This is a genomic window from Vibrio sp. 1557 (assembly GCF_033340175.1).
In the GTDB taxonomy this organism is placed as follows: Bacteria; Pseudomonadota; Gammaproteobacteria; order Enterobacterales; family Vibrionaceae; genus Vibrio; species Vibrio alginolyticus.
Genome location: NZ_JAWOVZ010000050.1, coordinates 1 through 7,908 on the forward strand (window position 1 = coordinate 1; position 7,908 = coordinate 7,908).

The 7,908-nt window shown below is 59.1% G+C and carries 11 protein-coding genes and 1 pseudogene; 1 reads left to right on the top strand and 11 read right to left on the bottom strand.

The features are described 5' to 3' along the window. On the bottom strand, positions 1-490 hold a 490-nt coding region (locus R7070_RS24025; RefSeq protein ID WP_169643902.1), incomplete at its 3' end, for a MobA/MobL family protein. Between the two features lie 182 nt (positions 491-672). Between R7070_RS24025 and R7070_RS24030 the strand changes: the two genes are divergently transcribed. After that, complete coding sequence (locus R7070_RS24030) at positions 673-933, top strand: mobilization protein (protein ID WP_169573164.1); 261 nt, start codon at positions 673-675, stop codon at positions 931-933. A 604-nt stretch (positions 934-1,537) separates the two neighbouring features. Here R7070_RS24030 and repC read toward each other — a convergent pair. From repC to R7070_RS24080, 10 genes and pseudogenes are all read right to left on the bottom strand, one after another. Next, positions 1,538-2,383, bottom strand: coding sequence for a replication protein C, IncQ-type (gene repC, locus R7070_RS24035; RefSeq protein ID WP_112928757.1), 846 nt, complete (start codon positions 2,381-2,383; stop codon positions 1,538-1,540). After that, positions 2,370-3,209 carry a helicase RepA family protein gene (locus R7070_RS24040; RefSeq protein WP_169573183.1) on the bottom strand — a complete coding sequence of 280 codons (840 nt, stop codon included), beginning with the start codon at positions 3,207-3,209 and terminating at the stop codon, positions 2,370-2,372. Before R7070_RS24040 ends, repC begins: the two co-directional genes overlap by 14 nt. Before the next feature lie 30 nt (positions 3,210-3,239). Beyond that, positions 3,240-3,446: a plasmid repression protein F gene (gene urfF, locus R7070_RS24045; RefSeq protein ID WP_112928753.1), complete on the bottom strand. Its 207-nt coding sequence runs from the start codon at positions 3,444-3,446 to the stop codon at positions 3,240-3,242. 56 nt (positions 3,447-3,502) lie between these two features. Continuing rightward, entirely contained in the window at positions 3,503-3,778 is a 276-nt protein-coding gene (locus R7070_RS24050) for a hypothetical protein (protein WP_223847821.1), read from the bottom strand. A gap of 61 nt (positions 3,779-3,839) precedes the next feature. After that, the gene (gene aadB / locus R7070_RS24055; protein WP_000381802.1) at positions 3,840-4,373 is read right to left on the bottom strand and encodes an aminoglycoside nucleotidyltransferase ANT(2'')-Ia; all 534 of its coding nucleotides are present in this window, start codon (positions 4,371-4,373) and stop codon (positions 3,840-3,842) included. Positions 4,374-4,517: 144 nt separating this feature from the next. Then, positions 4,518-5,417: an extended-spectrum class A beta-lactamase VEB-18 gene (locus R7070_RS24060; protein ID WP_065825678.1), complete on the bottom strand. Its 900-nt coding sequence runs from the start codon at positions 5,415-5,417 to the stop codon at positions 4,518-4,520. 83 nt (positions 5,418-5,500) lie between these two features. Beyond that, a complete protein-coding gene (locus R7070_RS24065) occupies positions 5,501-6,064 on the bottom strand; it encodes an AacA4 family aminoglycoside N(6')-acetyltransferase (RefSeq protein ID WP_112928758.1) in 564 nt (187 codons plus the stop codon). 145 nt (positions 6,065-6,209) lie between these two features. Beyond that, positions 6,210-7,187: a DNA-primase RepB domain-containing protein gene (locus tag R7070_RS24070; RefSeq protein ID WP_011117301.1), complete on the bottom strand. Its 978-nt coding sequence runs from the start codon at positions 7,185-7,187 to the stop codon at positions 6,210-6,212. Continuing rightward, on the bottom strand, positions 7,163-7,573 hold the full coding sequence (locus R7070_RS24075) for an IncQ-type mobilization protein MobB (RefSeq protein ID WP_011117300.1): 411 nt from the start codon (positions 7,571-7,573) through the stop codon (positions 7,163-7,165). Before R7070_RS24075 ends, R7070_RS24070 begins: the two co-directional genes overlap by 25 nt. A 106-nt stretch (positions 7,574-7,679) precedes the next feature. Next, positions 7,680-7,844, bottom strand: a pseudogene (locus R7070_RS24080) (MobA/MobL family protein); the annotation flags it as partial. Between the last annotated feature and the right edge of the window lie 64 nt (positions 7,845-7,908).

Below are 7,908 nucleotides of genomic sequence, written 5' to 3' on the forward strand. Positions count from 1 at the left end.
CCTTGGGCTTCAGGCTCTCGGACTTCTGCGCCCCGCCCCGCTCTGGCTGTTTGGCGTTGTACCGCTTGAACCACTGGTCAGCCGGGCGCTCGATACCGTCGTTCTTCCGCTCAGAGATCATCAAGTGGCAATGGGGGTTCTCACCTTTACCGGCATGAATGGCCAGCGTATACGGCAGGCGCTCGCCCTCGGTCAGATGCCGGGCGAATTCGTCCACCAGCTCCCGCTGCTGATCTAGGGTCAGTTCGACCGGCAGGGCAAACTCAACCTCTTTGAACAGCCGCCCATTGGCGCGTTCATACAGGTCGGCAGCATCCCAGTAGTCGGCGGGGCGCTCGGCCCACTCGGGCAGGTGGCCGGACTGAGTGTGCAGCACCTCGTCACGGTCGCGGGAGTAACGGCCCTCCCGCTGGATGTAATCGGCTTTCGCCTTGGCCGACTGGCCGCCGTTCCGGCTGCCGGTCTTGGCCGTAAGGTGATAGATGGCCATAGGGGTTTAGCTCCATGCAATGGCCCTCGGAGAGCGCACAGCCCCAAAGGGGTGCCCGCAGGGCAGTTTCTCGAAGAGAAACCGGTAAGTGCGCCCTCCCGTTAGAATGACGGTCGGGGTTTGCGGTGTCTGTGCTCCGATGATAGCATGATGGCAAGCACATAACCAAGGGGAATGTCAACATGGCAAAAGCAGCGGAACGGCTCGCCAAGCTGGAAGAGCAACGGGCACGGATCAACGCCAAGATCCAGCGGGTCAGGGCACGGGAGCAGCAGCAAAAGCGCAAGGAGGACACCCGGCGCAAGGTGCTGGTAGGCGCGTGGATACTCGGCAAAGTCGAAAGCGGCGAGTGGCCAGAACAGCGCTTGCTCGATGGGCTGGACAGCTACCTAGAGCGCGACCATGACCGGGCGCTGTTCGGACTGCCACCCAAGCAGGAATAGCAGCCACAGGAGCATGGCCAGCCGGAGCCGCAAGAGGGGCAAGGGTGAGCTTCTACCGGCTGACACCTGCCGAGATCGAAGCCCTGCAGCAAGAGATGCGAGAGGCGGGCGCGACCATCAAGGCGGAGATAGCCAAGCGCAAGGTGGCCAGCATGGCCCCTGCGGGGCTTCACACGCGCCCCCGCCCTGCGGGCAGGGGTAAAGGCCGCTAAAGCGGCTAAAGGCGTCTGCGGCTTCCTGTGGCGTCTGTGCATGGGGTTTGGGTTTGCGGGCCTTGGCCCGCCTTTTCCCTACCGCGGAGCGGTGGGGGCGGTGTGTAGCCTAGCGCAGCGGATAGATCAGTTATCCGGCCTCTGGCCGGGCATTTTGGGCAAGGGCAAACAGCGCCCCACTAGGGCGCTGTTAACCGCGCCTAGTGGATTATTCTTAGATAATCATGGATGGATTTTTTCAGCACCCCGCCAGCCCCCGCCCCTGCTGGGTTTGCAGGTTTGGGGGCGTGACAGTTAACGGGGGGGTTCGTGACAGTTAACGGGGGGGGGCGTGACAGTTAACGGGGGGGGCGTGACAGTTAACGGGGGGGGCGTGACAGTTATTGCAGGGGTCAGCCTGCCGCCTTGGGCCGTGCGATGTCGTACTTACCCGCCGCATACTCGTTCACCGTCCAGCCCAGCGCGATCAGCTCCGGCAGCGCCTCGCGCACCCGCTGGCGTCTCTTGCGCATGGCGGCCCCACTGGCCTCTGACGGCCAGACGTAGCCGCACAGGGTATCTATGGCCGCCTTGCCGGTCTTGCCGGGGTCGATCCAGCCACACAGCCGCTGGTGCAGCAGGCGGGCGGTTTCGCTGTCCAGCGCCCGCACCTCGTCCATGCTGATGCGCACATGCTGGCCGCCACCCATGACGGCCTGCGCGATCAAGGGGTTCAGGGCCACATACAGGCGCCCGTCTGCCTCGTCGCTGGCGTACTCGGCAAGCAGCCGGAAGCCCTGCCGCTTGCGGCCATTCTGGGCGATGATGGACACCTTCCAAAGCCGTTCAATGCAGTCCCTGATGGGCTTTGAGTCCTCGATATTGGCATAGCCTATTTCACGAGCCAGCGCCCGATAGCTACCCTTGACCACCATGGCGTCAGCGGTAACGGCTTCCCATTTGGGTTCCAGGAACAGCCGGAGCTGCTGCCCGCCGGGGGTCTCCGGTTCTGGCTCTAGCACCAGACCACTAGGCCCGGCCATGGCCACCAGCCCCTGCAGGATGCGCAAATCATCAGCGCCCAGCGGCTCCGGGCCGCTGAACTCGATCCGCTTGCCGTCGCCGTAGTCATACGTCACGTCCAGCTTGCCGCGCTTGCGCTCGCCCCGCTTGAGGGCACGGAACAGGCCGGGGGCCAGACAGTGCGCCGGGTCGTGCCGGACGTGGCTGAGGCTGTGTTTGTTCTTAGGCTTTGCCACGAGGCACCCCCTTGCTCTTGTGCTGCTTTTCCAGCACGGCGGGCTTGAGTACCCCGCCGTCATGCCGCCTGAACCAGCGGTCTTTGAACGGTGCCCCATAGTTGGCCTTGCTGACTCCAAAGCGGACGAAATAGGGCCGCTGCGTGTCGTCTACGCCCCATTCCTCGGCCTCACCGGTGGTCATGCCGGACAGGTACGATTGCCAGCGGATGTTATCCACCAGCACGGACGATCCCCGGCTGGCCTGCTGCTGGTCGCCTGCGCCCATCATGGCCGCGCCCTTGCTGGCATGGTGCAGGAACACGATAGAGCACCCGGTATCGGCGGCGATGGCCTCCATGCGGCCAATCACTTGCGCCATGGGGCCGCTGGCGTTCTCTTCCTCGATGTGGAACCGGCGCAAGGTATCCAGCACCATCAAGCGGCGTCCCTCAGCGGCTCGCTTGAGGCCGTCGAACCACTCCGGGGCCATGATGTTGGGTAGGCTGCCGATCAGCGGCTGGATTAGCAGACCGTCAGCCACGGCTTGCCGTTGCTCGTCGGTCAGGCGTTCCCCCAATGCGTGCAGGCGGTGATGTATGGCGGTGGGCGGGTCTTCGGCGGGCAGGTAGATCACCGGGCCGGTGCGCAACTCGCCCACGTCCAGCAGGTCGGGGCCGCCTGCGATCTGTGCGGCCAGTTGCAGGGCCAGCATGGACTTGCCGGCCCCACCGGGGGACACCAGCGCCCCCACGGTGCCGGCCACCATGTTGGGCAGTACGTAGTCAATCGGTGGCGGTAGCTCTGTGAAGCTCGCCAGAATGTCGATAGGCTTATGGGTAGCCATTGATTTGCCTCCTGTGTAGGCGGTTGGTGGTTAGGCGCTGGCGGGGTCACTACCCCCGCCCTGCGCCGCCCTGAGTTCTTCCAGATACAGCCGCAGCGCCTCGGCCTCTGCGTCTGTGGCCCATATCTTCCGGGCCTTGCGGCCCATGGCTCGCTGCTGCTCGGCAAAGCGGGCCTGTCGTATAGCGTTGGGGGTGGCCAGCAGGTTGCCGGTACGCTTGTCGTGTTGGTCTTTCATATTTCCTCCGCATTAGAGCTAACACCATAACAGGCATTAGCTCTAATGCAAGTGTTTTATCCTAATGTCGGCCCTCGGTACTGCTGTTTCTCGGCCTGCTTCGCCAGCTCGGCGCGGGCCTCCTGCACCTGCGGCAGCTCCATCACCTTCTGCACCGTACGCTTGATGTAATCGGCCTCATGGCCCGTCTTGCGCTCCATGATGGCGGGGCTGGCCTCGGCCATGGCCTTGCCGATCTCGTCCGGCTCCCGGCCCTTGCTGGCCAGCTTCATGGCCGCGATAAAGTCGCACTTGCTGAGGTCGTCACCGTACCGCTTGACCAGCCCGGCCATTTCGCTGCGGTAACACCTGAGTTAAGCCGCGCCGCGAAGCGGCGTCGGCTTGGACGAATTGTTAGGCCGCATATCGCGACCTGAAAGCGGCACGCAAGACCTCAACCTTTTCCGCCCCGAGTGAGGTGCATGCGAGCCTGTAGGACTCTATGTGCTTTGTAGGCCAGTCCACTGGTGGTACTTCATCGGCATAGTAAAAGTAATCCCAGATGATCGCCTCCCAGCTGTTACAACGGACTGGCCGCCCGGCGATGACGCCCTCAGCCGCCTCTGGGCACGAGCCCTGCGGAGCCTCCGCGATTTCATACGCTTCGTCTGCCCACCAAGCAGGTTCGCAGTCAAGTAACTCATCCCCGATCTCCGCTAAGAATCCATAGTCCAACTCCTCCATGACGCGCCCGCCGAGCATTTCAACTATTGCCTCGAGCTCGCCGCGCCTCTCGCCGGGAAACGTCAGATCAATATCATCGTGCTTGCGTGTTACACGCCCTAGCCGTGCATCGATCGCCCAGCCCCCACCGATCCAGAGCGGCAGATTTCGCTCATCTGCCGCAGCTAGAATTTTGTGTATCAATGTGACCTGCGTTGTGTCCATGCGGCCTAACGGTTTGGGCTATGGGCAGTGGCGGTTTGCGTGAGCCTTTCCTGTCAAACCGAGAAAACGCTCGGGCGGGCTACCGACTTTGCAAATTGCACTTCAACCCGCCATTGCCTATGAGCCAGTGTTAGCGGTAGTTTTTTATTTATTCAAATAGTAATCCCACGTTATTTTTGCAATGTCTGAAATAATCTTTTCATTAATTTCCGAAGTTTCTTTGGACTCTGCAACAAATACGCTTATAAAAATTAATTGTCCATTCGGTAAAGTAATTACCCCAACATCATTAGTGGCTGCTGCAATTCCATTATTTATTCCGGAAGTCCCTGTTTTATGAGCAACAATTGTATTCTTTGGTAATTGTCCTTTTAATCGGTTACTTCCTGTTGTTGTTTCTCTCATAATTTTCCAAATAAAATCATAACTTTTTTTAGAAAGTAATTGGTTCTTATTATTATAAGTATCTATTAACAGTTTGTTCATCGCTGTTGGGGTTGCCCAATTTTGATATTGGGTATTCCAATCCTTGTGCATTTGTTCTTCGTTTGCTTTGATTGAAATATCAGTGAAATGATTAGCATTCAAGAATTTTTGAACAGAATCAGTTCCTCCGATTAATTTTAGCAAAATATCACAACCAATATTGTCGCTCTCTGATACTGTATAATTTAGTATTTGTTCAATCGTCAAAGTTGTTCCATTAGGGAATTCCTCTTTAATCGGACTCCACATTTTAGGCAAAAGGTCTTGAGGGGTAATCTCTATTTTTTGTTCAAAAGAAAGATTCCCTTTATCTATCTCAGACAAAACGGCTAAAGCAATCGGAAATTTCATAACGCTTTGCATCGGGAAATGGAAGTCGTTATTAATCTTCAAAGTATCCTTCTCATTGCTGTTGAATATTGCTACTCCTATTCTGGCATTTTTTGCCTTTAAAACATTCTCAATTTTCAAAGTTAAGTTGTCAGTTTGAGCATTTGAATACGCAATTGTAAAAAATAAACTTAACAATACTAATAATATCCTTTTTACGATTTTCATATGTCTGTACTCCTATCTGGTTAAATTACCGCTAACACCTGAATTAAGCCGCGCCGCGAAGCGGCGTCGGCTTGAATGAGTTGTTAGGCAACACCGCGCTTTCTCTCGAAGGCTTGTCGTGTTTGAACCATGTAAACCGCCGGCCCGTCAGGCGTGGTGATGATCTTCTCCCGCACGAATCCTGCCTTCTCATAGCAGCGTATGGCTCGATGGTTGTTCGGAGTCGGGTCGGTCTGAATCTTCGTCACGGTGGGGTCCGAGAACAGTAGTTCAACGAGAGCGCGGACAAGCCTTGTTCCTAGGCCTTTGTTCAACTGTGTCGGGTCAGCCAGAGACTGGTCTATTCCTCGCACTCCTGGATCAGTTTCATCTTCCCACCAGCCATCACCGCTTCCGAGCGCGACGTACGACTGAGCATAGCCGATCGGTTCCTCGCCCAGCATTGCGATGTACGGTGTTACGGACTCTTCCGCCATCGCTCTGGGCAGGTAGTGTTCCAGCACTTCATCAAGAGTCGGTCGCTCTTCGTCACCACCCCACCACTCAACGATGTGCGGCCGGTTGAGCCAATCATGGAGCATCGGCAGGTCGCGCTCGGTCATGAGGCGAAGAGTTATGGGGGGGGTGCTCGCGGCCTTGCGGCCCATGGCTCGCTGCTGTTCGGCAAAGCGGGCCTGTCGTATAGCGTTAGGGGTGGCCAGCAGGTTGCCGGTACGCTTGTCGTGTTGGTCTTTCATCTCAAACCCTCCATTAGAGCTAACAGTATACCACCAGTTAGCGCTAACGCAAGCATTACATACTTAAATCTGGCCCCCGACTGCGCTGCTTCTGGGTCTGCTTCGCCAGCTCGGCGCGGGCCTCCTGCACCTGCGGCAGCTCCATCACTTTCTGTACCGTGCGCTTGATGTAATCGGCCTCATGGCCTGCCTTGCGCTCCATGATCGCGGGGCTGGCCTCGGCCATGGCCTTGGCGATCTCGTCCGGCTCCCGGCCCTTGCTGGCCAGCTTCATAGCCGCAATGAAGTCGCACTTGCTGAGGTCGTCACCGAAGCGTTTGACCAACCCGGCCATTTCGCTGCGGTAGTCGTCCACGGCGCTGCGGCGATACCGGCGCACACTCCGCGGGGCGGTGATCTCGGCCAGTCGTGCCGTCCGTTCCTGTTGGCGCTTAATGCTGTCCAGCACCTGCCCGGCCTGCTGCATCAGCTCCGGCCCTGCGGTGGCGGTCTTGCCCTTGGATTCACGCAGCAGCACCCACGGCTGATAACCGGTGCGGGTGGTGTGCTTGTCCTTGCGGTTGGTGAAGCCCGCCAAGCGACCATAGTGGCGGCTGTCGGCGCTGGCCGGGTCGGCGTCGTACTCGCGGGCCAGCTTCCGGGCGATTACGCCCCTGTGACCTGCTGGGGCGTCCTGAGCCACTTTTACCCATGCCTGATAGTTCTTGGGGCTGGTCTCCACGATCAGCGCCGGCTCCCGGCCCTCGGCTTTCATGTCATCCAAGTCGAACTCACTGAGATCGTCCACCAGCACCAAACCATGCCGCTCCTGCTCGGCGGGCCTGATATACACGTCATTGCCCTGGGCATTCATCCGCTTGAGCCATGGCGTGTTCTGGAGCACTTCGGCGGCTGACCATTCCCGGTTCATCATCTTGCCGCTGGCGGCATCCCGTATGCCGATGTCGTACCGGTCGCAGCCCATGGCCTTGAGCTGCCGGGCGATGGCTTGCGCGGTGCGGTCACCCTTTACTTGAGCTTGAAAACCAGCCATATACCCCCCTGTTGTTCGATGATTTGCGGCTCCAGCCAAAGCCATGATGCGATCAGCAGCGCCAGAATAGGCGTCACGGAAGCGATCAAGACCCCGGCCCACAACTTCCATGTCCAGCCACGGGCGGCGCTCCGGGCGCTCTGCGCGGCGCTGCTCACCTCGGCGGCTACCTCCCGCAACTCCTTGGCCAGCTCCACCCATGCCGCCCCTGTCTGGCGTTGGGCTTTCAGCCACTCCGCTGCCTGCGCCTCGCTGGCCTGCTGAGTCTGGCTCATGACCTGCCGGGCCTCGTCGGCCAGTGTCGCCATGCTCTGGGCCAGCGGTTCGATCTGCTCCGCTAACTCGTTGATGCCTCTGGACTTCTTCACTCTGTCTATCGCGCTCATGCTCGATAACCTCCCGGTATTCTTGTAAGTCGATGATCTGGCCGTTGGCCGTGTCGATGGCTAGGGCGGTGTCGGCCCGCTCGGTGCGGATGCCCCGGCCCTCCATCTCCACCACGTTGGGGCCAAGATGGATGCCCGGCAGGCGCTCGATGCCCTGCGCCTCAAGTGTTCTATGGTCAATGCGGGCGTCGTGACCAGCCCGCTCTAATGCCCGGTTGGCATGGTCGGCCCATGCCTCGCGGGTCTGCTCAAGCCATGCCTTGGGCTTCAGGCTCTCGGACTTCTGCGCCCCGCCCCGCTCTGGCTGTTTGGCGTTGTACCGCTTGAACCACTGG